25 protein-coding genes, 3 pseudogenes and 1 riboswitch are annotated in these 21,985 nt (G+C 36.9%); of the genes and pseudogenes, 9 read left to right on the top strand and 19 right to left on the bottom strand.

Annotated elements, in window-relative coordinates; genetic code table 11:
- The 3 genes and pseudogenes from ABH955_RS28150 to ABH955_RS28140 form a co-directional block, all read right to left on the bottom strand.
- Positions 1-572 (bottom strand): annotated as a pseudogene (locus ABH955_RS28150) (collagen-like protein); the annotation flags it as partial.
- 137 nt (positions 573-709) lie between these two features.
- Positions 710-931 (bottom strand): annotated as a pseudogene (locus tag ABH955_RS28145) (Nif3-like dinuclear metal center hexameric protein); the annotation flags it as partial.
- A gap of 62 nt (positions 932-993) precedes the next feature.
- Positions 994-1,176 carry a hypothetical protein gene (locus tag ABH955_RS28140; RefSeq protein WP_242310586.1) on the bottom strand — a complete coding sequence of 61 codons (183 nt, stop codon included), beginning with the start codon at positions 1,174-1,176 and terminating at the stop codon, positions 994-996.
- Between the two features lie 211 nt (positions 1,177-1,387).
- Here ABH955_RS28140 and ABH955_RS28135 point away from each other — a divergent pair, with 211 nt between their 5' ends.
- Together ABH955_RS28135 and ABH955_RS28130 are read left to right on the top strand one after the other, a co-directional pair.
- Positions 1,388-1,711, top strand: a complete 324-nt coding sequence (locus tag ABH955_RS28135; protein WP_002089124.1) for an iron-sulfur cluster biosynthesis family protein — start codon at positions 1,388-1,390, stop codon at positions 1,709-1,711.
- A gap of 113 nt (positions 1,712-1,824) precedes the next feature.
- Positions 1,825-2,730, top strand: a complete 906-nt coding sequence (locus ABH955_RS28130) for a DMT family transporter (RefSeq protein WP_002034445.1) — start codon at positions 1,825-1,827, stop codon at positions 2,728-2,730.
- Between the two features lie 28 nt (positions 2,731-2,758).
- On the opposite strand, the gene ABH955_RS28125 is transcribed toward ABH955_RS28130, so the two are convergent.
- Positions 2,759-2,980: a hypothetical protein gene (locus tag ABH955_RS28125; protein ID WP_002015710.1), complete on the bottom strand. Its 222-nt coding sequence runs from the start codon at positions 2,978-2,980 to the stop codon at positions 2,759-2,761.
- A gap of 289 nt (positions 2,981-3,269) precedes the next feature.
- Between ABH955_RS28125 and ABH955_RS28120 the strand changes: the two genes are divergently transcribed.
- On the top strand, positions 3,270-3,653 hold the full coding sequence (locus ABH955_RS28120; protein WP_002089121.1) for an ATP synthase subunit I: 384 nt from the start codon (positions 3,270-3,272) through the stop codon (positions 3,651-3,653).
- An 805-nt stretch (positions 3,654-4,458) separates the two neighbouring features.
- On the opposite strand, the gene ABH955_RS28115 is transcribed toward ABH955_RS28120, so the two are convergent.
- Positions 4,459-4,656: a hypothetical protein gene (locus ABH955_RS28115; protein WP_404454366.1), complete on the bottom strand. Its 198-nt coding sequence runs from the start codon at positions 4,654-4,656 to the stop codon at positions 4,459-4,461.
- A gap of 296 nt (positions 4,657-4,952) precedes the next feature.
- Entirely contained in the window at positions 4,953-6,539 is a 1,587-nt protein-coding gene (pckA, locus tag ABH955_RS28110) for a phosphoenolpyruvate carboxykinase (ATP) (protein WP_002089118.1), read from the bottom strand.
- 228 nt (positions 6,540-6,767) lie between these two features.
- Positions 6,768-6,889: riboswitch (SAM riboswitch) on the top strand.
- A 169-nt stretch (positions 6,890-7,058) separates the two neighbouring features.
- Between pckA and metK the strand changes: the two genes are divergently transcribed.
- Entirely contained in the window at positions 7,059-8,258 is a 1,200-nt protein-coding gene (gene metK / locus ABH955_RS28105) for a methionine adenosyltransferase (protein ID WP_002015707.1), read from the top strand.
- A gap of 190 nt (positions 8,259-8,448) precedes the next feature.
- Here metK and ABH955_RS28100 read toward each other — a convergent pair whose 3' ends face one another.
- Positions 8,449-8,631 (bottom strand): hypothetical protein, encoded by a 183-nt coding sequence (locus ABH955_RS28100; RefSeq protein WP_404454362.1) that lies wholly within the window; start codon positions 8,629-8,631, stop codon positions 8,449-8,451.
- Between the two features lie 6 nt (positions 8,632-8,637).
- Positions 8,638-8,817: a hypothetical protein gene (locus ABH955_RS28095; protein WP_000424802.1), complete on the bottom strand. Its 180-nt coding sequence runs from the start codon at positions 8,815-8,817 to the stop codon at positions 8,638-8,640.
- A 238-nt stretch (positions 8,818-9,055) separates the two neighbouring features.
- Between ABH955_RS28095 and ABH955_RS28090 the strand changes: the two genes are divergently transcribed.
- Both ABH955_RS28090 and ABH955_RS28085 read left to right on the top strand, forming a co-directional pair.
- Complete coding sequence (locus ABH955_RS28090; protein WP_002034407.1) at positions 9,056-9,565, top strand: MogA/MoaB family molybdenum cofactor biosynthesis protein; 510 nt, start codon at positions 9,056-9,058, stop codon at positions 9,563-9,565.
- Positions 9,562-10,164, top strand: coding sequence for a molybdenum cofactor guanylyltransferase (locus ABH955_RS28085; RefSeq protein ID WP_404454357.1), 603 nt, complete (start codon positions 9,562-9,564; stop codon positions 10,162-10,164). The genes ABH955_RS28090 and ABH955_RS28085 overlap by 4 nt, the downstream gene beginning before the upstream one ends.
- A 218-nt stretch (positions 10,165-10,382) precedes the next feature.
- Here ABH955_RS28085 and ABH955_RS28080 read toward each other — a convergent pair whose 3' ends face one another.
- The 5 genes and pseudogenes from ABH955_RS28080 to ABH955_RS28060 all read right to left on the bottom strand — a co-directional run bounded on the left by ABH955_RS28080 (position 10,383) and on the right by ABH955_RS28060 (position 14,037).
- Complete coding sequence (locus tag ABH955_RS28080; RefSeq protein WP_404454354.1) at positions 10,383-11,495, bottom strand: RNA-guided endonuclease TnpB family protein; 1,113 nt, start codon at positions 11,493-11,495, stop codon at positions 10,383-10,385.
- A gap of 11 nt (positions 11,496-11,506) precedes the next feature.
- Positions 11,507-11,690: pseudogene (locus tag ABH955_RS28075) on the bottom strand (IS200/IS605 family transposase); the annotation flags it as partial.
- Between the two features lie 3 nt (positions 11,691-11,693).
- Entirely contained in the window at positions 11,694-12,836 is a 1,143-nt protein-coding gene (locus ABH955_RS28070; RefSeq protein ID WP_404454352.1) for a glycosyltransferase family 4 protein, read from the bottom strand.
- 12 nt (positions 12,837-12,848) lie between these two features.
- A complete protein-coding gene (locus ABH955_RS28065) occupies positions 12,849-13,379 on the bottom strand; it encodes a phosphatase PAP2 family protein (protein WP_404491904.1) in 531 nt (176 codons plus the stop codon).
- Between the two features lie 145 nt (positions 13,380-13,524).
- Complete coding sequence (locus ABH955_RS28060) at positions 13,525-14,037, bottom strand: gamma carbonic anhydrase (RefSeq protein WP_002015678.1); 513 nt, start codon at positions 14,035-14,037, stop codon at positions 13,525-13,527.
- Positions 14,038-14,111: 74 nt separating this feature from the next.
- Here ABH955_RS28060 and ABH955_RS28055 point away from each other — a divergent pair, with 74 nt between their 5' ends.
- Both ABH955_RS28055 and ABH955_RS28050 read left to right on the top strand, forming a co-directional pair.
- On the top strand, positions 14,112-14,915 hold the full coding sequence (locus tag ABH955_RS28055; protein WP_002129529.1) for an alpha/beta hydrolase: 804 nt from the start codon (positions 14,112-14,114) through the stop codon (positions 14,913-14,915).
- Positions 14,916-14,952: 37 nt separating this feature from the next.
- A complete protein-coding gene (locus ABH955_RS28050; protein ID WP_002089107.1) occupies positions 14,953-16,017 on the top strand; it encodes a tetraprenyl-beta-curcumene synthase family protein in 1,065 nt (354 codons plus the stop codon).
- A gap of 34 nt (positions 16,018-16,051) precedes the next feature.
- Here the strand turns inward: ABH955_RS28050 and ABH955_RS28045 are convergent, their stop codons facing one another.
- From ABH955_RS28045 to mnmL, 6 genes are all read right to left on the bottom strand, one after another.
- A complete protein-coding gene (locus tag ABH955_RS28045) occupies positions 16,052-17,353 on the bottom strand; it encodes a PepSY-associated TM helix domain-containing protein (RefSeq protein ID WP_404491902.1) in 1,302 nt (433 codons plus the stop codon).
- A gap of 155 nt (positions 17,354-17,508) precedes the next feature.
- The gene (locus tag ABH955_RS28040; RefSeq protein ID WP_002184795.1) at positions 17,509-18,183 is read right to left on the bottom strand and encodes an aspartate/glutamate racemase family protein; all 675 of its coding nucleotides are present in this window, start codon (positions 18,181-18,183) and stop codon (positions 17,509-17,511) included.
- A gap of 24 nt (positions 18,184-18,207) precedes the next feature.
- Positions 18,208-18,888 (bottom strand): ABC transporter permease, encoded by a 681-nt coding sequence (locus ABH955_RS28035; RefSeq protein ID WP_404443794.1) that lies wholly within the window; start codon positions 18,886-18,888, stop codon positions 18,208-18,210.
- 18 nt (positions 18,889-18,906) lie between these two features.
- Positions 18,907-19,740 (bottom strand): ABC transporter ATP-binding protein, encoded by an 834-nt coding sequence (locus tag ABH955_RS28030; protein ID WP_002034419.1) that lies wholly within the window; start codon positions 19,738-19,740, stop codon positions 18,907-18,909.
- Positions 19,741-19,925: 185 nt separating this feature from the next.
- Positions 19,926-20,498: a tRNA 5-(aminomethyl)-2-thiouridylate-methyltransferase MnmM gene (gene mnmM, locus ABH955_RS28025; RefSeq protein ID WP_404443791.1), complete on the bottom strand. Its 573-nt coding sequence runs from the start codon at positions 20,496-20,498 to the stop codon at positions 19,926-19,928.
- Complete coding sequence (gene mnmL / locus ABH955_RS28020; RefSeq protein WP_002034421.1) at positions 20,495-21,454, bottom strand: tRNA modification radical SAM protein MnmL/YtqA; 960 nt, start codon at positions 21,452-21,454, stop codon at positions 20,495-20,497. Before mnmL ends, mnmM begins: the two co-directional genes overlap by 4 nt.
- Positions 21,455-21,715: 261 nt before the next feature.
- Here mnmL and ABH955_RS28015 point away from each other — a divergent pair, with 261 nt between their 5' ends.
- Positions 21,716-21,979 (top strand): YtzC family protein, encoded by a 264-nt coding sequence (locus ABH955_RS28015; protein WP_002089099.1) that lies wholly within the window; start codon positions 21,716-21,718, stop codon positions 21,977-21,979.
- Positions 21,980-21,985 lie beyond the last annotated feature (6 nt).

The following is a 21,985-nucleotide window of genomic DNA, read 5'->3' as shown; positions in this document are numbered from 1 at the left end:
GAACCAGTAGAACCAGTAGAACCAGTAGAACCAGTAGAACCAGTAGAACCAGTAGAACCAGTAGAACCAGTAGAACCAGTAGAACCAGTAGAACCGGTAGAGCCAGTAGCCCCGGTAGGTCCGGTAGAACCAGTAGAACCAGTAGAACCAGTGGCTCCAGTAGCCCCGGTAGGTCCGGTAGGTCCGGTAGACCCAGTAGCCCCGGTAGACCCAGTAGGTCCGGTAGACCCGGTAGACCCAGTAGCCCCGGTAGGTCCAGTAGAACCGGTAGGACCACCTTCTACCAATAAGATATAATCTTGAGACACATTCGGAAATCCTTGAGGTGCATCTTTTTTTACAACATAGCCGCTACTCGTGTAAGTGACAACTTGTCCCGTTTTATAGTTAGGAGCGGCTGCTAGACTAAAAGCGGTAGTACTTTGCAAACCGGACCCGGTAGGCCCGGCATTGCCAGTAGCACCAGTAGCACCAGTGGCACCAGTGGGTCCAGTAGCGCCAGTAGGTCCAGTACTGCCGATAGAACCGCTGTTGCGTCTACCGTCACAACTAAAGCAATTGCGTTGGTACATATATTATCTCCTTTCTATATTTTGAAAATATAGTTTTAAAAGTAGAACTACTATATATATATTGTAGATTCTATATTTTTGTGTGGTCGATCGTATTGTGTATATAGATTTTAAAAATAGGGGAGGTATTATTAGTTTTATAACCACCAGGTCTCCTGCGGAATCAAAGTAACATCTACATCAAAATTCTCTTTAAACCAATCATACATCAATGTCTCTTTCACTAAATATTCAGAGGCAGAGTGTGACACACCGATGAGTGACATATTTGTTTCTTTCGCATAATCCATAATGAGTGAGTATTTATGCCTACCATAATCATTGTCGATATGGCAATGGATTTCTCCTGTAATAAATGATTAAGTTATTGTTCTATTTCTTTTAAGGCTGGCATGTTTGGTAATCCTCCTTAAGATAGTTCTTACTTTGTTAGTTGTTTTTGTTTTTTTATGGAAAAATAAGAAGCGGATAGGAAACAAATAAAACCTAGAATCCAGCCAATAGAAGGAGAATAGGGAAGTATATGTTGTAATATCATTCCGCTAGAAATAAAAAAGCTACCTAATAGACATAAGAAAATGAGATATCGCTGTAGTTTGAACATCAGTGATACAACCTCCTTTATCACGCATTAACTGCCCGTAAAAGCTTGATTGGCGAGGGTTAATAATCAGAGGGGGATGGATACCCCCCTGATTAAAGTTTCACTTTATCACATATATTTTATAGTAGTCTTAATTTTCTGCATATAAGATTCAAGAAAAATGGTGGTACAATATATAAATGATACGAGAAGAGAGGATGTAGGTTAACACATGTACGTTACTGTAACAGAGGCAGCATATAAAAAGATTATGGATACGATTCCAAGTGAAACGAAATATATAAAGTTATTTTATGATAATGAAGGTTGCGGTTGTGTTATGAGCGGGATTATTGATTTAGTAGCCGTTTCAGAGAAAGATGAGCGCGATGTAGATATCGAATCAAGCGTACTAAACTTTATTGCAGATCGCACAAAGCTTGTATTTATGGATGATAAATTAACAGTTGATTGGCATGAAGTTGGAGGGACTTTCCAGCTGAAGAGCCCAAGCCAGTTTTATAATCCGAATATGAAGTTACATGTTCGAGTATAATGAAGAGAGAAGGAGTATATAATATGCTCCTTTTTCTTATGGATTTTTTCACATAATGAAATGTACATATGGTTGAATTTTCTGTATAATTCTCTTTGCGGAGGGGGTTGCGCATGAAAAGATGGGGAATTGAGTTATTAATTTTAAGTGTCGTTATTATTTGGGGGATTAACTATACGATTGCGAAATATGGACTTTTAGAATTTACAGCAATTGAGTTTACTGCAGTTCGAATGATGACAGCAGCACCACTACTGTTATTACTTACGTTCTTTATCGAAAAGTCACTTTATATGGAGCGAAAAGATATACCAAGATTAATCATCGTTAGCGTTGTAGGTATTGTACTGTATCAAACGTTATTTATGGAAACTGTAAAATACACATCCGCTACAAATGCTTCTTTACTCATATCTATTTCACCTATTTTTACAACTTTATTTGCGATTTTCTTGAAACAAGAAAAATTCTCTTCTCGAAAGTTAGTTGGTTCCATGATTGCCTTTATTGGTGCTACATTAGTTTTAGTAGCGGGGCATTCACTCGCTAGTTCTTTCTACGGAAATGGGATTGGACTTATTACATCAATATGTTGGGGACTTTATCCCGTTTTAGCAGGGCCGCTTATTAAAAAATACTCAGCATTACGTGTTACTGCATGGTCGACATTAGTTGGAGCGATTCCGCTTTTATTGTTAAGTGGTCCACATGTATTTGTCATGCCATTTCACATTACACACGGAATGACACTATTTGCTTTACTATATTCTGTTTTCTTTGTAACAGTATTCGGTTTAGTCATGTGGTATGTTGGTGTTCAAAAAATTGGTGCGTCACATACGATGGTATATATGTATATTACGCCGCTTGTAGCTGTTTTATTTGCAGCTGTATGGGCAAATGAATATGTATCGTTTCAACAAATAATCGGTGGAATCATCATTTTCTTCGGTTTATGGTTTGTGAAATCAGAGAAAGTAGAAGCTAATTCTATCGTGCAAGAACCTATATCAAAATAGGAAAACAGATCACCTATGATCTGCTTTCCTATTTTTTTATTTTTGGTAAAAATACGAGGAATAAAATGGCAGTAATAAGTGGGATTAAATTAAGAAAAGGAATACGGAAGAGTGTAATAAGAATAATACCTGGAAGAAGAACACCGAGGACAGCATAGAAAATACTATGTTTTTTCATGTACCAATATAATGAAAGTCCAATAAGTGCAGGAACAATGAGATGAATGAGAGCCATTAAAAAATAAATCATTAGACGCCCCCTTTATTTATGTGCTTATTACATCATATCCGTATGTTCATAGATTGATATCAATTTTTTCATAATTGGACGAAAATGTTTTGAAAAACGTCACATTTATGAGGGATTCTATATTAGAAATCTTGTATAATATTATTTCCTAAAAGCATTTTAAAAACATAAACATACTGTTTATGTTTTTAAAATTTGAGTGAAATGAATTTTTAATAGTATGGACTCGAAAGAAATGAGTTATATAGCTTTGGTTAGATAGATAAAAACTATTGAAGGGGAGTACAATATGATTAGTATGTCATTAAGGTCGTTTAAAATTCAATCGTATTATCTACTAGGCATTCTGTTATTAGGCTGGATGTTAACACCGTTTTCAGCACATTTTCTAGGTGCAGGAATTGGACTTATTGTAAGCATGTATTGTGTTTGGATTTTAGGAAGGCGTATCGAAAAGCTTGGAGATAGTATAGTAAAGAAGACGAAAGCGCCGACGCTTGGTATGTTTAATCGCTTTGCAGCTGCAATTTTGGGTGCTATTATTATGTACGAAATTGAGCATCATATGGTAATGTGGGCATTTGCAGTAGGTATTCTGGGTGGTTATTTCTTAATCGTTATTAATTTAGGTTATTATAGTATGAAGGATGAAGAAGAATTAACAAAGGGTTAAAAGAGCTAAAAGAGCCTCTTTTTAGATGGAATAGAGGATCCAGCGACGGATAGAAGCGGTTAGGGCCTTTTTTAGCCACATGCGGTGTGAAACCAGAAGGAGCAAGTGAGCGAGAGATCTCTTTATATTTTCAAAGCCTTGATTTGTATGTGTGAAAATCCGAGTATATCAATTGAAAATTAGGTTTGGAGTTTTTTTAGATGGAATAGAGGATCTGGCGGTGGATAGAAGCGGTCAGATCCTTTTTTAGTCCCATGCGGTGTGAAACGAGAAGGATGTAGTGAGTGGGAAAATAGTTTATATGTTCGAAGCCGTGGTTTGTATGTGTGAAAATCCGAGTATATCAATTGAAAATTAGGTTTGGAACTTTTTTAGATGGAATAGAGGATCTGGCGATGGATAGAAGCGGTCAGATCCTTTTTTAGTCCCATGCGATGTGAAACGAGAAGGATGTAGTGAGTGGGAAAATAGTTTATATGTTCTAAGCCGTGGTTTGTATGTGTGAAAATCCGAGTATATCAATTGAAAATTAGGTTTGGAACTTTTTTAGATGGAATAGAGGATTCGGCGATGGATAGAAGCGGTCAGATCCTTTTTTAGTCCCATGCGATGTGAAACGAGAAGGATGTAGTGAGTGGGAAAATAGTTTATATGTTCGAAGCCGTGGTTTGTATAAATGAAAATCTGGTTATTTAAATTGAAAATTGGCTTACTCTGGAATAAGGGATCCGGCGGTGGATAGTACAACAGGAAGCGTAACTTTGTATAAAATATAGGTTTCCGTTTCCAATAAGTTAATATGAAATCACTTAGTAGTATGACTCTTAGGTTCTTTAAAAAAGTTGGATACAATACAACAAACTATTCCGGTAATTAGAATAATGTATTTTATCGTTTCACTTGTATGCTCAAATAAATTAACGTTAAGCATCACAAGTCCCCAAAACATTTGAATCGCTCCATAACTGAATAAAAATTTTCCTGTACGAGAAAAATTTTTCATAGGCCTCATCCTTTCCTGTATATGTAAATTATATCATGGGAAACTACAAATGAATGATTATAAAATGAATTTTCTGTAAGTTTACGGGTATTGGTATGCAATAGATGAAGAGATTAAAGTTTCACTTTATATAAGACATAGAAAGAAGCTTACGTTTTTAACGTAAGCTTCTTTTTTATGTAAGTGTGTGTAACCGTTAAGCCGCATTGGGTTTTGTCGGTGAGTACGCGGAACTTTACGGTTACACGACACTTATTCATATGAGTAAAAGGGTTATTCCAACAGAAAATTTGTAATTAAGCGATTGGACCGCCTAAGTTAATAATAGCTTCAGAAACGCTATCGAATTTTTTGAAGTTTTCTTTAAATTCGTTTGCAAGCTCAATTGCTTTCGCTTTGTAAGCATCTTTATCAGCCCAAGTTTGTTCAGGCATTAATACTTCATCAGGTACACCTGGAACATGACGAGGTACTTCAAGGCCAAAGATGTCGTGTTTTGCAGTTTCAGCTTTAGCAAGTTCACCGCTTAGTGCTGCTTGAATCATTGCACGAGTGTAACCTAAGTTCATACGTTTACCAACGCCGTATTCGCCACCAGTCCAGCCAGTGTTTACTAAGAATACTTTCGCATCATGTTTCTCGATTTTTTCACCAAGCATTTCAGCATAACGAGATGCATCAAGCGGTAAGAACGGTGAACCGAAGCAAGTAGAGAATGTAGCTTGTGGAGATGTAACACCGCGCTCTGTTCCTGCTAGCTTACTAGTGTAACCGCTTAAGAAATGGTACATAGCTTGCTCTTTTGATAACTTACTGATTGGAGGCAATACGCCAGATGCATCAGCAGTTAAGAAAATAATTGTATTTGGATGTCCTGCAACACTTGGCAGTACGATATTGTCAATCGCATGCATAGGGTATGCAGCACGTGTATTTTCTGTTAAAGTAGTATCGTTATAGTCAGCGATGCGTGTTTGACCATCAATGACAACGTTTTCTAAAACTGAACCAAATTTGATTGCATCGAAGATTTGTGGTTCTTTCTCATGAGAAAGGTTTACACATTTTGCATAGCAACCGCCTTCAATATTGAATACGCCGTTATCAGACCAACCGTGCTCATCGTCACCGATTAATTTACGGTTTGGATCAGCAGATAATGTTGTTTTGCCTGTTCCAGATAAACCGAAGAATAGTGCTACGTCGCCTTCTTCGCCTACGTTTGAAGAGCAGTGCATAGAAAGAATGTCTTGTTCAGGTAGCAAGAAGTTCATAATAGAGAAGATTGATTTTTTCATTTCTCCAGCGTATTCTGTACCACCGATTAGTACGATACGTTTTTCGAATGAAACCATAATGAATGCTTCAGAATTTGTACCGTCAATTGCTGGATCTGCTTTGAAGTTTGGTGCAGAAACAATTGTGAACTCTGATTCGTGAGTTGCTAATTCTTCTTCATTTGGACGAATAAATAATTGATGTACGAACAAATTATGCCATGCATATTCGTTAACAACTTGAATTGGTAGGCGATAGTTGCGATCAGCGCCAGCAAATCCTTTGAAGATGAATAACTCTTCTTTTTCTTTTAAGTATTCTAAAACTTTTATATATAATTTATTAAAATGTTCTTCAGAGATCGGTTGGTTCACGGCTCCCCAAGCAATTTTGTCAGCAACCGATGCTTCCTTCACAATAAATTTATCTTTAGGAGAACGTCCTGTGTATTTTCCTGTTGAAGCAGAAACGGCACCAGTAGAAGTTAATTTCCCTTCGTTTCGCATTAATACTTTTTCCACTAATTGCGGAACACTTAATTGAATCTGTGCATTGCTTCCGTTCAATAATTCATGTAAACCAATTTGGACATTCACAGTACTCATATTTATATACCATCCTTTTCATTTAATGAAATATTTCTCGTAATCCCCATCAATAGTATAACACAATTATATAAATAATGTATACTATTTATTTATTTTTGTTTGTGTGAATGTATCATTTCCCTATTAATATTTCATTCTATACGTATTGAGAAAAACTTTCAGGAAAATGTGAATATTAATTGACAAATGAATATCATTTCTTTAGTATAGGTTGGGACGGATACTCTCTTATCCCGAGCTGGCGGAGGGACAGGCCCGATGAAGCCCAGCAACCTCACTTGTAGTGGTAAATACAGGTGAATAGGTGCTAAAACCTGTGCGAGGCTAACGGTCTCGAACGATAAGAGCAAAGGGCAAAAAGCAGTATGCAAGTAGCAAATTAAACCTTTCCTCTATGTTAAGTAGGAAAGGTTTTTCTGTATGCTTGTGTGGGAGAATAAATGTATGTCGCAGTTTGTGGCAAATTAAGGATGAGTTCCGTACAATATATACAATTACTGTAGGGAGGTTTACCACATGACAAAAAAACGTCATCTGTTCACATCTGAGTCTGTAACTGAAGGACATCCAGATAAAATTTGTGACCAAATTTCTGATTCAATTTTAGATGCGATCTTAGCAAAGGACGCAAATGCACGTGTAGCTTGTGAAACAACTGTAACAACTGGTTTAGTATTGGTAGCGGGGGAAATTACGACTTCTACTTACGTAGATATTCCAAAAATCGTTCGTGAAACAATTCAAGGCATTGGTTACACACGCGCAAAATACGGATTCGATGCAGAAACTTGTGCAGTTTTAACATCTATCGATGAGCAATCTGCTGACATCGCTATGGGTGTTGACCAAGCACTAGAAGCACGCGAAGGTCAAATGACTGACGCTGAGATTGAGGCAATTGGTGCGGGAGACCAAGGTTTAATGTTTGGCTTCGCATGTAATGAAACACAAGAATTAATGCCACTTCCAATCTCGCTTGCTCACAAATTAGCTCGTCGTTTAACTGAAGTACGTAAAGATGACACATTATCATACTTACGTCCGGATGGAAAAACGCAAGTTACAGTTGAGTATGATGAAAATGGTAAACCTGTACGTGTGGATACAATTGTAATTTCTACACAACATCATCCAGATGTTACGTGGGAAGAAATCGATCGCGATTTAAAAGAGCACGTAATTAAAGCTGTAGTTCCAGCAGAATTAATGGATGGAGAAACGAAATTCTTCATTAACCCAACTGGCCGCTTCGTAATTGGTGGACCACAAGGTGATGCTGGTTTAACAGGACGTAAAATCATCGTTGATACTTACGGTGGATACGCTCGCCATGGCGGTGGTGCATTCTCTGGTAAAGATGCAACGAAAGTTGACCGTTCTGCAGCATATGCAGCTCGTTATGTTGCGAAAAACATCGTAGCAGCTGGTCTTGCTGACAAAGCAGAAGTACAACTTGCATACGCAATTGGCGTAGCACAACCAGTATCAATTTCAGTTGATACATTAGGCACTGGTAAAGTATCTGAAGACGTATTAGTAGAACTAGTTCGTAACAACTTCGATCTTCGCCCAGCTGGTATTATTAAAATGCTAGACTTACGTCGCCCAATTTACAAACAAACAGCAGCTTACGGCCACTTCGGACGTACTGATGTAGATCTTACATGGGAACGTACAGACAAAGCAGCTACTTTAAAAGAGCAAGCTGGTCTATAATATATGAAAAAAAAGCTTTGCGCGTGTCGCAAAGCTTTTTTTATTTGGTTTTATCCCGCATTAACGGGCAGTAAGCCTCCCACTTCAAAATTCGGCTGTAAAGCAAAAAAGTTAGGTAGGAGGCTAACTGCCTGTAAAAGCCCGATTGGTTCAACTAATAATCAGTGGGGAAGAACAAAATCCCCACTGATTAAAGTTTCACTTTATTTACTACTTGAATGCAAGAACTACAATAAACTTCCCCGTCTAGCTCAATATACTTCTTCATATTTGTCATCCCACTTGCCGGAAATGGCATATGAATCCACGCTTTTTCATACGTTTGTATTTCCTTTTCACATGATTTACAAAGGAGTGGTTTCTTACGGAACATAGACGGTCACCCTTTCAGTTGGTGTGCTTTTCCTGCGCAAAAAGCACTGCTCAGTAAAAATAGCGTTGCGAATATAATACTCACTAATGTAGCATATGGAATCGCGCCTTTTAAGGAAAAGCCGACAGTGATGGAAGCAACAAATAAGAGAATGAATGTTGTTGTTAATTTTTTATAAAGTTCCATAGTGTGTGAACCTCCAAATTATTTTGTAATTTAAAATGAAATCTACTATGTAGAAAATATAAGGGGATTTAAAGAGTAGCTAATGGTGTGTAGTCCAGGCGTATAAGAAAGTATATTTTCCTTTTTGTGGTCGTATATACTTATATTGTATCACGGTGCATCATTGGCTTCATACATAATTGTGTAAAGATATGTATGATAAAATGAAGAAAAGTCTTTAAGAAAGGAAAGATGAAAAATGAGTGTAACTGAACATAAAAAACAAGCTCCAAAAGAAGTGCGCTGCAAAATCGTGACGATTTCCGATACACGTACGGAAGAGACGGATAAGAGCGGACAACTATTACATGAATTATTAAAAGAAGCAGGACATAAAGTGACCTCTTATGAAATTGTGAAAGATGATAAAGAAAGTATCCAGCAGGCTGTGTTAGCTGGTTATCATAGGGAAGATGTTGATGTCGTGTTAACGAATGGCGGAACTGGTATTACGAAACGTGATGTGACGATTGAGGCAGTTTCAGTGTTATTAGATAAAGAAATTGTTGGATTTGGTGAGTTGTTCCGTATGATAAGTTACTTAGAAGATATCGGAAGTAGTGCGATGTTAAGTAGAGCAATCGGCGGTACAATCGGGCGTAAAGTTGTCTTTTCGATGCCAGGGTCTAGCGGAGCGGTTCGTCTTGCGATGAACAAGTTAATTTTACCGGAATTAGGTCATATTACATTTGAGTTGCATCGTCAATGAGTAAGTGTGCTGGAATTGTATTAGCAGGAGGTATGTCGAGCCGATTCGGTGAGCCGAAAGCGTTAGTAGGCTGGAAAGAGAGTACTTTTATTGAGCATATTGTGAAAGTAATGGAAAGCGCTGTGCAAGAAATTGTAGTCATTAGTCATTCTGATATAAAAGAGAGAGTAGAGCAATTAGTACAAGTTCCAGTTATAGAAGATATGTCGCACTATAAAGGAAATGGGCCGCTTGCTGGAATTGTATCAGGAATGGAATATATAGAAGCAGATTGGTACGCTATTATGCCTTGTGATGCACCGAACGTTTCAAATGAATGGATTACCATTTTATTAGAGCAAACGAGCGATGAATATGATGCTGTTGTCCCTATTATTAATGGAAGAAAACAACCGTTACTTGCAGCGTATCATAACCGTGTGAAAGAAAAAATTTATGCTTTGCTTCAAGAAGAAAAAAGAAGTATGGGCCAACTTTTATCACAATGTAATGTGAAGTATATTGCTGGTGAAGATGTACAGGCGAATGCAGATTGGTTTATAAATGTGAATACGAAAGAAGAATATGTACAAGCTCAAAAAAACCTTTCAAATGAATGAAAGGTTTTTTGATATACAGAAATTGGGGAACAATTACTGTATAAAGGTATGTGAGTAAGTTAATTTTAAGGGGATTTCGTGAACTACCCGCCACTTAACGTCCTAAAGGAGTGTTTGAAGTGAGGGCTTCTCGGTTAATCATTACTTCTGATAGCTAACGAATTCGTCCTAAGACAGCCGAGCTAACTCCCTTGTTCCAAAGGTTATTTTATTACAATTTATGCTGACGCTAAAAGACGTATTGCTTCATTTTTAATATTGATAGCTGAGTTATAATCTCTATCGAGATTTACACCGCATATACAAGAATAGATTCGTTCAGACAATGTCAGACTTTTCACATTTCCACAGCTACTACATGTTTTTGTTGATGGAGACCATTTGTCTATTTTCACAAGTTGTTTTCCTTGTTCGTTTAGTTTATAAGTTAAGAAAGAAGTGAACATACCCCACCCATTATCAGCGACACTTTTTCCAAAATGAAGTGCTTGCGATATTCCTTTCATGTTTAGATCTTCAATAGCTACAACATCAAAATTGGCAGCTAACTTTTTAGACTCATGATGAAGAAAATTCTTACGTTGGTTAGCTACTTTCTCATGTAACGTAGCTACACGAATACGTTGTTTATTCCAACGTTCAGAACCTTTATTGCGTCTTGATAATACTCGTTGCGCCTTTGTTAATCGGTCTAACATGTTACGATAGAACTTAGGATAATTGGCTTTCTCATCCTCAGAACTGACGTATAATCCATCTATTGCAAAGTCTAATCCAACAACTGTTTCTACTTCTTTTTGTACAATCTCTTTTTCGTATTCAGTCAAGATTGACACATAGTATTTACCAGTAGGTGTCATAGAAATCGTACAAGACTTGATCATATAATCTTGTGGTATCTCTCTATGTTTTTTGATACGTACCATTTTCAGTTTTGGCAATTTGATATGACCATTAAGCAACAGAATATTACCGTTTACTACATTCATTGTATAAGACTTTCTGTCCTTTTTACTTTTGAATGTTGGGAAGTTATTTTGACCACTAAAGAAATTCTTATATGCAGTTTGCAAGTGTAGTTGAGCATTTGCCAAAGCTAATGAATCAACTTCTTTTAACCACTCAAATTCTGCTTTATATTTCGCAGGGGTTGGAGGCTTTTGTTTCTTTAGTTGTTCCTTATCATCTTTGTATTTTTCGTACGCTTCTTTTCGCTCAGCTAACATTCTATTGTACACGAAACGTACACAACCGAAGGTTTTACGTATAAGATTTGCTTGTTCTTCTGTTGGATACAACCGGAATTTATATGCTTTATTCTGCTTTGTCATATCATTTCACCTCACTTTTTACCTTGATTTTCAATATGTTTCTTTACTACGTCTATTGGCGAACTACCAGTAGTTAGTAAGCAAAAACTTCTTGACCAAAACATTTCTTTCTAAAGTTTTTTTCACTTGTGGAAAGTCTTTTTTGATTAGTTGAGAACTTGCACTTTTATAAGCATTAATAAATTTTGTCATTTCTTTTTAAGCGAGTAATTCTGATACAGTGTGCTGAAGGACTTCTTCATATTGCTCAAGTAATCCACGAAAAATCTCATCCCAGCTTTTTGACTTAGCATAAGACGAAGCAGCTATGCCCATTTGCATAAGTTTCTCTTCATTTTGCAATAAAGAATAGATGGATGATAGAAATGAATCCGTATTTTTGGGCGGACAAAGAATTCCCGTTTTTCCATCTGTAATAATATTTTTAACCCCGCCACTATTTGCTCCGATGACAGGTGTACCGCATGCAAATGATTCAAGTACGACATTTCCGAACGTTTCAGTAGCTGATGGAAATACCATCATATGAGAACAAGCATATGCTTGAGCTAAATCCGTGCCTTGTAAATATCCAGTAAAAGTGACATTTGTTTTCGGAACAGCTTCACGCAAATTTGTTGCTAGAGGCCCGTCTCCAGCGATGAGCCAATGAATATCGTCACGTTCTTTGTTTGTCGTTTGAATAAGTGTTTGAAGAGTATCGATATCTTTTTCAGGAGCAAGGCGCCCGACGTAGGAAAGAATATATTTCGCTGTAATATTATATTTTTTTCGGAATAGGTCTTTATTGTAAGTTGGATGAAAGAGAGTACAATCTACACCACGTCCCCAAATATAGAGCTGTTGAAATCCTTTTTTCTTTAATTGATGTAATGTTTCAGGAGAAGGAACAAAGTTTTTTTGCATATGACTATGAAACCAGCTTAAATAGTTCCATAGCATATTGGAGAGAAATTCGATTTTGTAATAGCGTAAATAGGCGTCAAAATCAGTATGATAAGAACCGACAACTGGGATATTTAACTTTTTGGCATAATATAACCCACAAAGTCCCATATTGAAAGGCGTAGCGATGTGAATGATATCAGGTTTAAAGGCAAGAAGTTCCCGCTTAATGCGCGGAGTAGGAAAGGCAAAGCGACATTCTGGATATAATATTGTTAACGGGATACTTCTCATTTTGTTCACATTCGCTACGAAATTATCTTCTGCCGTATGCTGAGGGGCGAAAACAGAATAGGCGATATTTTCTTTTTGAAAATATTTAGTTAAACGTTCCAAAGTTTTCGCCACACCGTTGACTTGTGGTGTAAATGTATCGGTAAATATGGCGACTCTCATCATATCGCTCCTTTACATGAGTGGAATGAGTTGATAAAAAGAGATGATGCCAGAGCAAGTGCCAAGGCACATGCCTACAAATACATCTGACGGATAATGAAGCCCTAAATAAATACGGGAAATACCGACGCATAATGCTAACGGTAATAGAAAAGCAAGCAAGTTTGGATTATAGCAAATAAATGGAATGAGGACAGAGAAAACAGCCGTTGTATGTCCGGATGGAAAAGAATGATCTTTTAAAGACTGTACTGGATATTTCGCATCTTGAATTGTTAAATAAGGACGTTTTCGTGGATACCATCTTTTTAATATTTGCACAGGAATATGGCTAATTGTCAAAGAAATAGCAGTTGCAATTGCAGCTTGATGCAAATTCCCTGTTGCGAAAATTAAAAAGAATAGGGTAAGTGCAATGGAAAAACTTGGACCACCGATATGGGTAATATTGCTGAAAAAGATGTTTAATGTTTTTTGATCAAAGTAGCGATTAATTCCTTTGAAGATGTAACATTCTATTTTATATAGTCCACTGACCTTCATGAGATTTTTCCTCCCTCATTTACATATATATGGAGTTATTAACTTCTATTTTAATAAGATTTTATTGAGGGGATAATAAGGTTTTGTAAAGAAAAAGTTAGATTTTTTCATAAAAAAAGCTGCCAGTCTTATGGCAGCGATAAAATCACTTTTGTAACGATTTATAATATTGTCCTTTTTCAACGTATTGTGTGCGGATACGTTCCATATCTTTACGGTCTTCTTCTGTTAATTCGCGAATGACCTTCGCAGGGCGACCGAAAGCTAACGTATTAGGAGGGATTTTCTTTCCTTGTGAAACGAGACTACCAGCACCGATGAAAGCTCCTTCACCAATTTCAGCGCCATCTAATATGATAGATCCCATTCCGATTAAAGCATCTTTTTCAATTTTGCAGCTATGTAAAATAACTTGATGCCCAACGGTAACGTCATCTTCTAAAATAAGAGGATACTGGGGGCTTTGGTGAAGTGTACATTGATCTTGTACATTTACTCTATTTCCAATTATCGTTGGTGATACATCACCGCGGATGACTGTATTAAACCAAATGCTAGATTCTTCGCCAATTGTCACATCGCCTGTAATGGTAACATAGTCAGCGATAAAAGCACTACTCGCAATTTTTGGATTTTTTTCTTTGTAAGGATATATCATGTAAAGCCTTCCTTTCCTAGAGACTAGTTTTAGTGTATCAAATTATGAGAAAGAGTGAAATGGAGGAGGTCCGTATGTGGAATTATGAAGCAGAGGAAGCGAAAGCTGTAGTCGTTATCGTGCACGGCGCAATGGAATATCACGGACGTTACGAAGCTATAGCAGAAATGTGGAATCATATCGGCTACCACGTTGTGATGGGAGACCTTCCATCACATGGAACGACTTCGAGAAATAGAGGACATATTGATTCATTTGATGAATACATAGAGGAAGTTAAATTATGGGTGAAAGAGGCAAGGAAGTATCGATTACCTATTTTTATATTTGGTCATAGTATGGGTGGTCTTATTGTCATTCGTATGATGCAAGAAACGAAGAGAGAAGATGTAGATGGTATTATTTTAAGTTCACCATGTTTAGGTGTATTAACTGGACCTTCTGCTCCGCTTCGAGCTGCCTCAAAAATATTAAATGTTGTTGCTCCAAAATTGCAATTTGCAACGAATCTTACAGTGGAAATGTCAACTCGTAATCATGAAGTGAGAGATGCGATGGAGAATGATTCATTGTTCTTGCGCAAAGTATCAGTACGTTGGTATAGTGAATTGATTAAGTCTATCGAAATTGCGCATAAAAAAATAGGCGATTTTCCAGACGTTCCACTCTTGCTAATGCAGGCTTGTGAGGATAAACTTGTAGATAAAACACGTGTCCGTACTTGGTTTGATAATGTTAAAATAAGTGATAAGGCTTTTAAAGAATGGCCGAATTGTTATCATGAGTTATTAAATGAGTATGAGCGTGATGAAATTTTGAATTATATTCAGTCATTTACTGAAATACGCATCAATAACATAATAGAAACAAATAAGTAAATTATTTGTACATTGAATAGAGGAGATGAAGGAAGAAGTGAACGTACCGAGTAATCCCATAACGCTCATGGCGAAAGTATACCGTGATGTGTTTCCGGTAGTACACCATGAGCTAGCGATGTGGAAAGAGCGTGCCTACCATATTCCGAATGACGAGCTTCATAGTCAGGCAATCGCAAGTATTGAGAATAAAACGTTTCATTGCGAGGGCGGTGGCATTTTAGCGCTACTAGCAAATGAACATCGTGAGGAATGTATTCGTTTTATCGTAGCTTATCAAACGATTAGCGACTATTTAGATAATTTATGTGATCGTAGTACATCACTTGACCCGAAAGACTTTGCGGCTCTTCATGAGTCGATGGTAATGGCATTAAGCCCTGAAGTTGAAGGGGGCGGTAACTATTATCGTTATCGTGATGATCAAGATGATGGTGGTTATTTAGATGAGCTTGTTGAAACATGTCAGGATGTTTTAAAGAAAACGAAGCATTATGATAAAATTGCTCCAATTCTTCATGAACTTGCTTGTTATTATTGTGATTTGCAAATTCATAAACACGTGAAGTTAGAAGAAAGAGAACCACGCTTAAAAACATGGTTTGAAGCGCATAAAGAAAATTTACCACCGATGAGTTGGTTTGAGTTTTCAGCATGTGCAGGTTCTACGCTTGGAATTTTCTGTCTTGTAGCATATGCATTTCATGATGAGTTACATGAAGAAGATATTGTGAAAATTAGACAAGGGTATTTTCCATACGTACAAGGACTTCACATTTTACTTGATTATTTCATCGATCAAGAAGAAGACCGTATCGGCGGAGATTTGAATTTCTGTAGTTATTATGAAAACGAGCAAGCTATATTAGATCGTATGAAACATTTTGTAGAAGAAGCAGAGAAGAGCATTGGTGATTTGCCTCATGCGAAGTTTCATCGTCTCATAAGCCGAGGATTACTTGGTATTTATTTATCAGATCAAAAAGTATCAGCGCAAAAGAATATGCACAAAATGGCACGGCGCATTGTAAAATACGGAGGGCTCACTTCACGATTCTTCTACTGGAACGGGAAGATGTACCGAAAGAAAATGGCGCAGTGATGAAAAAAACCACTCTTGTAGAGTGGTTTTCTTATTATGATTGTATTTTTGAAAATACATATATGAGAAGTTCAATTGCGAAAATAACTAAAACAGATAGTCCGAATAAAGGCATGACAGCGCCTAGTATAACCATCATGATAAAGAAAACGATTATGCTTTTCTTATCTCTTTGCTTTGGCGGTGCTGCTAATTTTCCTTTTGGCTTTCTTGCTAACCACATTTTTATTCCGTAATAAATGAGAAGTAATAAAGATAATGTCGTTAGTAAGCATAATATTTTATTTGGCCATCCGAATAAATGTCCTTCGTGAAGCGGGATACCGTAAGTAAACCATTGTGCAAATAATCCATAATCACGATAGTCCGTTTTGGAAATAAGTTCTCCGCTATATTGATCAAAATAAGCTGTTATTTCTTCATTTGGTGCGACATGCATACCCGTAATACCGGAACCGCTTGATTTCGAAACGGTGAATACACCTTTCGGATCAGCCGGTAGTGAGATAACATATGGCTTCTTTATTTCAATTCCTTTTTGTAATTCATCGACAGAAATTGCTTTTGGCTCATTTGAATTCGATTCAGGAGGAGCTTCTTTTCTTGTTGCCCACGGCAATTCTTTTACCTTCGATTCAGGCGGTGCCATATACAACTTTGGATATCCAATTGATTCATTCGACGATGCGATTTTATAAATTTGGTTACCCATAAATCCTGACCACGGCAATCCAGATGCGACTAACAAAACGAGTGGAATTGTAAATATAATACCGATAATAGAATGACGTCGTTTTGCCTTTTCTCGCTTAGTGGATGCGGGTGTGTTTTTGAATTGGCGTATACTCATATACAATCCAGTCACAATTAAAAAGATTGTCCAGCATGCCGCAAGCTCTACAATGTAGTTAACGACAGTACCACCAACTAAAAGAGAACTATGTAATTCCCTCATTATATTGGCAAACGTTTCACTTGCATTTTGATCTCCAACAATTTGATTATTGCTATCTAAATACACATATTTTTGCTTTCCTGTATATTCATTTGCAATAGTAAGCCTCGTATTATAATCCCCATTAAACTCACTAATTTTCGCCACACTATAATGTGGATATTTTTTCGCTGTTAAGAAAAGCGAATCAGCCATCGAAATAGACTCTGTTTGGGCGCTCTTCCCAAAATATAAATCTTTATAGATGAAATCTTCAACCTCTTCACGAAATAAATACCCAATTCCGCTCAGTGACAAAGTAATAAGAAGCGGCGTAATAAAAAGCCCGGCGTAAAAATGCCACCTCCAAAAAATATAATGAAGCGAACGATTTACTTTCATACTTCAGTTCCCCTAACCTTCCCTATATGAATAAACTACTTATTTAATATAGCGAGATTAAGTGTGATTACTTTGAAATAATTGTGAAAAAAGTTAAAAGTTTTGGTTGTTTTTATCAAACATAAAACACATTTTAAAAAGGATGTGTTCTATGTTTATGAAGACTTTTTTATATTTGATGCATAGATCCTAACAACTGCTTTCGCAAGACATTGAGCGGAATCAACAAAGTCCTCACTCACCACCACATTCAAATCGGTACATGCGATAATAGCGGTATCTACTTCGTCTTTTAACTGTAAAACGAGCAGACTCCATAATTTACGAGCTTCCTCAATTTCTCCGCCTTTAATACAAGTAATAATTTGATTAATCATTTCTTGCCATTGTTCATTATGAATGTACTCTATATCACGTTTTGTAATTCCATCTTGGTAAATACTTGCTTGAACAGTCGCTTCTGTTGCAAGAAGAGCGACTCTTTTTGTATTTTCAGGAATTGCTTTTAACGTCTCATCGACTATATTCAAAATAGGAATGGTAATAGAACGCTGTAATTCCTCGAAATAAAGATGCGCTGTATTACATGGCATTGCGATGAAATCTACACCAGTACTTTCAAGTTTTTGCGCTCCTTCAATAATCGCTTTTTTCATCGCCGCATGATCAATAGGGCGATCCATATAAAACGGTGTTGGGCACGAATAAATCATCATATGAGGAAAGTCCATATCATGCTTTGCTCCATAAATTGTTTGGCACTCTGCTACAACTGTATCGACGAATGGTCCGGTTGATTTTGGACCCATTCCTGCTAGTATTCCAATCATTGTTTAGTCCCCTTTAATATGTAATCAAAAACGTTTTCTGCGAACGAGAAAAAGAAATAAAGTAAGTAATAAAAATGAATATACGATAGCCCAAGCTGTAAGCCATAGAGTATGAGTAAGTATATTATATTTGTATTGTCCAAGCATTATAAAGCTTTCGACAGGTGGTAAAAAACATAGTAACTCTTTTTTTAACCGGATTGAGGCAATCGTCATAAGTAATATAAATGTAAGACTAAGCCAAGCGGTGCTTGCTTTTTGAATAATATTTCTAGTAAATAATGTTGCGATTGAAATTCCTAGTATAGATAAAGACATGTGAGCGAGAAATCCGACTAGAAATAAAGAAGCTGTCATTTTTTCATTAAACATTTGCAAAATAATTGGATAGATTACGGATATAAAAGATAAAGCAGTACAAATAAGAAAAGCCGTAATATATTTACCAACGTATAATGCCGAAATATTATTTGTATGTGAAATAGTGATTTGTTCTTGTACAGGATCTTCAGTATGAAAAATTGTGACTGTAATCCAGGCAGATAATAAATAAAGTGCGAGTGCTGTTTCTAAGTATGTTGGTACAATGGGAGTTGGTTTATATGTATATACAAAAAGTAAGCTTATGCAGTACATCGCAATAGGAGGAATGTACTTATACGATTTCGTGTAGTCGAGAAAATGGTAACGAATAAGCGCAAACATAATAAACCTTCTTTCGATTTAAAAATTAGGCTGTAGCAGTGTGATAGATGCTTTTTTATGTAATAAAAACTGAAGCATTTCGTTTGCATATTCCTTTTCGATTTGTAATTGAATGAGGTTTTGATTTGAATTGTGTGTAACTTGTATAAATCCTGATTGCTTTTGTAGTTCTATAGCTGAAAATGTTTCGTGAACAATTGCCTCAATATAGACCTGTTCTGTTGATTTTTGCACAGAGGTATCTTCCGCAATTGTATGATTTGCTAATGTCACAATTCTATCGGCGAAGTTTTCTAGTAGTTGTTTTTCGTGACATGTGAAGAGTATAGATATGCCTTGTTGTTTTAATGAGAGTAAAATATGCTCTAATTCTTGCTGAGAGTTAGGGTCGAGTCCAGAAAGAGGTTCATCTAGAATTAATAAATGGACGTCCGTAAGTAATGCTTGCATAATGCCTGTTTTTTGTTTCATACCTTTTGAAAAGTTTCGTACAACGTAATGCTTTGCATGATGTAGATGAAAAGATTCAAGGAGCATCGGAATTTTATTTCTTAAATATTTTGTTGATAAACCGTGAATGTGGCCGAGATGATATAAATAATCCTCTAATGTAAAACGAATTCCTTCAGGAAAATGTTCAGGGACATAACTGATTTGTATATGTTCTTTTCTTTGAAGTGTCCCTGCCGTAGGTGGAATAAAGCCTGCAATTATTTTGAGTAAAGTACTTTTTCCAGTCCCGTTCCCACCAATAATAGCGAGTGCTTCTCCTTCTGGAATGGATAAATCGATGTTGTCTAGTATAAGTGATTTGCCATACTTCTTTTGAATTCCCCTTAGTTCTACTAGCAAAGTTCTATCCTTCTTTCTTCAAATATTGTATACATCCATTATATAGGAGAATAAGAAAAAGACGTGCAATGAATGCACGTCTTTTTTTGTTATGTTTTGTCGAATGATCGATATATCTGAAAAATCGTTGATATAATTATCCTGCTATTTGCCGGACAGTAAACCTCACTGATTAAAGTTTCACTTTATCGCTTCTCAATCGCCACAATAAATGGCGGGTTATTTTGCTGGTTAATGAAGCCGTATCGCAAAACGTGAGCTTCTTTTTGATCTAGTTCTTCTGCAAATTTAAGTACAGCGTCGCGTTCTACTTGTCCTTCTGGATGTCCGTGGTAAATGACAAGGACGATGATACCTTCAGGTGCCATTACTCCTAGTAATTGTTCAATCGCCGAGATTGTTGAGTTCGGTTTTGTGACGATATGCTTGTCACCGCCTGGAAGGTAACCTAAGTTGAAGATAGCGCCTGTTACTTTTCCTTTTGCATCTTCTGGTAGTACGGATAGAAGCGTATCGTGACTATCGTGAACTAAAACAGTACGTTCAAAAAGCTCTTTTTCTTTTAGGCGGATAGTAGAGCTTTCAATTGCTTCTTTTTGAATATCAAATCCAAATACTTTTCCGTTATCTCCAACGATTTCAGCTAGGAAGCAAGTGTCATGTCCATTTCCTAAAGTTGCATCTACAGCGTAATCGCCTTCTTTAACAGCCGTTTGCAGCAGCGAGCGAGCAAACGGTAATACACGTTCTAATTTCATTTTTGTTTCTCCTCATTTGCATATTTTCCTTGCCAGCTTCCGCGGCGTACAAATTCTGCATCGATGGAATTTAATACTTCCCATTTATTTAAGCTCCACATTGGACCAATCATTAAGTCAGGTGGACCGTCACCTGTGATGCGGTGCACAATTACATCTTCAGGAATAATTTCAAGTTGGTCAACAACGAGACTTACGTAATCTTCAAGAGAAAGGAATTCTAATTGACCTTTTTCATATTGCTTCACCATTGGCGTACCTTTTAATAAATGAAGTAAATGAATTTTAATTCCTTGTACGTCAAGTTTTGCTACTTCACGAGTTGTTTCCATCATCATGTCGTAATCTTCAAGGGGAAGACCGTTAATAATATGAGAGCAAACTCTAATCCCGTGCTTGCGTAATTTATTTACGCCTTCCACATAAGATGGATAATCGTGAGCGCGATTAATAAGATTTGCAGTACGTTCATGAACAGTTTGTAGTCCGAGTTCAACCCAAAGGTACGTACGTTTATTTAAGTCCGCTAAATATTCAACGACATCGTCTGGTAAACAATCTGGACGAGTTGCGATAGAAAGACCGACAACGTCTTTTTCTGCTAGAAGCGGTTCGAATTTTTCTTTTAACACTTCAAGTGGTGCATGTGTATTTGTGTAAGCCTGAAAATAAGCGATACATTTTCCGTCTTTCCACTTTGAGCGCATTTTTTCTTTCATTTCATGATACTGCGTTATAACATCATCGCGGCGATCACCAGCGAAGTCACCAGATCCAGCAGCACTACAAAACGTGCAACCACCGTAAGCAACTGTACCGTCACGGTTCGGGCAATCGAAGCCAGCATCTAATGAAACTTTAAAGATTTTTTCACCAAATTCATTTCGTAAGTGGTAATTCCATGTATGATAACGTTTATTGTCGTTTGTATATGGAAAAGGGTTTTGAACCTTCATTACTTTCCCTCCTAAGACGAGTCAAAATAAAGTGAAACTTTAATCAGTGGGGGATGTTCCCCCCACTGATTATCAGCCCTCACGAATCGGGCGTTTACGGGCAGTTGAGCTCTCACCTACCTTTTTTTGTTTCATCCAAATTTTGAGGTAGAGGTCTTACTGCCCGTTAATGCGGGATGAAACAAAATCCATTATAACATACTCATAAGGTTCATATGGAAGGGACACACTAAAGGGGAATTGAAGCAAGGAGGGACAATTATGGCAGAGCGTCAATCACTTGAAGAGTATATTACACAGGCAGAACAAGCGGTGGAATATGCGAAAGAACAATTAGACCAAGGCATGAGACAAGAGCATTACAATACGATGGAGTATTCGGATGCTCAGTTACAATTAGAACAAGCATATAATGATTTACAAACGATGCAACAACATGCGAATGATGAGCAACGTGAGCAATTAAATAGAGCACGTATGGCAATTCGCCAATTGCAACATCAAATGATTATTACACCGCACTAATAAGGA

This window comes from Bacillus sp. RC240 (assembly GCF_044907945.1).
GTDB classification, from domain to species: Bacteria; Bacillota; Bacilli; order Bacillales; family Bacillaceae_G; genus Bacillus_A; species Bacillus_A mycoides.
The sequence above is the reverse complement of the archived record's forward strand: the minus strand, read 5'-3'. Positions and strand labels throughout refer to the sequence as shown.

What these genes read in the sequence shown, in the direction of transcription:
- ABH955_RS28140 (WP_242310586.1), bottom strand. Translation starts at nt 1,176, where the DNA reads ATGTTCAAACTACAGCGATATCTCATTTTCTTATGTCTATTAGGTAGC.
- ABH955_RS28035 (WP_404443794.1), bottom strand. Translation starts at nt 18,888, where the DNA reads ATGTTTGCGCTTATTCGTTACCATTTTCTCGACTACACGAAATCGTAT.
- ABH955_RS28065 (WP_404491904.1), bottom strand. Translation starts at nt 13,379, where the DNA reads ATGAAGGTCAGTGGACTATATAAAATAGAATGTTACATCTTCAAAGGA.
- ABH955_RS28070 (WP_404454352.1), bottom strand. Translation starts at nt 12,836, where the DNA reads ATGAGAGTCGCCATATTTACCGATACATTTACACCACAAGTCAACGGT.
- ABH955_RS28095 (WP_000424802.1), bottom strand. Translation starts at nt 8,817, where the DNA reads ATGGAACTTTATAAAAAATTAACAACAACATTCATTCTCTTATTTGTT.
- ABH955_RS28125 (WP_002015710.1), bottom strand. Translation starts at nt 2,980, where the DNA reads ATGATTTATTTTTTAATGGCTCTCATTCATCTCATTGTTCCTGCACTT.
- ABH955_RS28120 (WP_002089121.1), top strand. Translation starts at nt 3,270, where the DNA reads ATGATTAGTATGTCATTAAGGTCGTTTAAAATTCAATCGTATTATCTA.
- ABH955_RS28135 (WP_002089124.1), top strand. Translation starts at nt 1,388, where the DNA reads ATGTACGTTACTGTAACAGAGGCAGCATATAAAAAGATTATGGATACG.
- ABH955_RS28040 (WP_002184795.1), bottom strand. Translation starts at nt 18,183, where the DNA reads ATGATTGGAATACTAGCAGGAATGGGTCCAAAATCAACCGGACCATTC.
- ABH955_RS28080 (WP_404454354.1), bottom strand. Translation starts at nt 11,495, where the DNA reads ATGACAAAGCAGAATAAAGCATATAAATTCCGGTTGTATCCAACAGAA.
- ABH955_RS28130 (WP_002034445.1), top strand. Translation starts at nt 1,825, where the DNA reads ATGAAAAGATGGGGAATTGAGTTATTAATTTTAAGTGTCGTTATTATT.
- mnmM (WP_404443791.1), bottom strand. Translation starts at nt 20,498, where the DNA reads ATGAAATTAGAACGTGTATTACCGTTTGCTCGCTCGCTGCTGCAAACG.
- ABH955_RS28085 (WP_404454357.1), top strand. Translation starts at nt 9,562, where the DNA reads ATGAGTAAGTGTGCTGGAATTGTATTAGCAGGAGGTATGTCGAGCCGA.
- ABH955_RS28100 (WP_404454362.1), bottom strand. Translation starts at nt 8,631, where the DNA reads ATGTTCCGTAAGAAACCACTCCTTTGTAAATCATGTGAAAAGGAAATA.
- pckA (WP_002089118.1), bottom strand. Translation starts at nt 6,539, where the DNA reads ATGAGTACTGTGAATGTCCAAATTGGTTTACATGAATTATTGAACGGA.
- mnmL (WP_002034421.1), bottom strand. Translation starts at nt 21,454, where the DNA reads ATGAAGGTTCAAAACCCTTTTCCATATACAAACGACAATAAACGTTAT.
- ABH955_RS28090 (WP_002034407.1), top strand. Translation starts at nt 9,056, where the DNA reads ATGAGTGTAACTGAACATAAAAAACAAGCTCCAAAAGAAGTGCGCTGC.
- ABH955_RS28045 (WP_404491902.1), bottom strand. Translation starts at nt 17,353, where the DNA reads ATGAAAGTAAATCGTTCGCTTCATTATATTTTTTGGAGGTGGCATTTT.
- ABH955_RS28115 (WP_404454366.1), bottom strand. Translation starts at nt 4,656, where the DNA reads ATGAAAAATTTTTCTCGTACAGGAAAATTTTTATTCAGTTATGGAGCG.
- ABH955_RS28060 (WP_002015678.1), bottom strand. Translation starts at nt 14,037, where the DNA reads ATGATATATCCTTACAAAGAAAAAAATCCAAAAATTGCGAGTAGTGCT.
- metK (WP_002015707.1), top strand. Translation starts at nt 7,059, where the DNA reads ATGACAAAAAAACGTCATCTGTTCACATCTGAGTCTGTAACTGAAGGA.
- ABH955_RS28055 (WP_002129529.1), top strand. Translation starts at nt 14,112, where the DNA reads ATGTGGAATTATGAAGCAGAGGAAGCGAAAGCTGTAGTCGTTATCGTG.
- ABH955_RS28015 (WP_002089099.1), top strand. Translation starts at nt 21,716, where the DNA reads ATGGCAGAGCGTCAATCACTTGAAGAGTATATTACACAGGCAGAACAA.